General features: G+C 40.9%; 1 protein-coding gene. It reads right to left on the reverse strand.

Going from position 1 to position 352, the window contains the following annotated elements; all coding sequences use genetic code 11:
* Positions 1 to 352: hypothetical protein (locus M9Q43_RS14145; protein WP_262319507.1), on the reverse strand; the 352-nt coding region annotated here is incomplete at both ends.

Genomic DNA, 352 nt, shown 5'->3' on the forward strand with positions numbered 1-352 from the left:
TGAGGCATCTAACGTAACTGTTTGATTCGATGTACCATCAAAGAAGGTAACTAATGCACCTGGTGTACCTGTAAAGGTCAACGTTCCTGTTTGTCCAGAACAAATTGTGTTCGCTGCAATGGTTGCAGTTGGTAACGCTTGGATACTGATAACTGCATTGCCTGAAACTGTTGATGTACAAACTGGAACACTCATACTTGCAACACTTACCAAAGCATACGTTGATGGAGCTGTTAATATTGGTGTAGTTAAGGTAGCGTTTCCTGCAGCATCTAACACTATGGTTTGTGGTGCACCTGAATCTACTGTATAAGTTACTGTAGCATTAGCGGTTCCACTAAATGATATTGTA

It is taken from the genome of Flavobacterium odoriferum, from assembly GCF_025499515.1.
Classification (GTDB): domain Bacteria; phylum Bacteroidota; class Bacteroidia; order Flavobacteriales; family Flavobacteriaceae; genus Flavobacterium; species Flavobacterium odoriferum.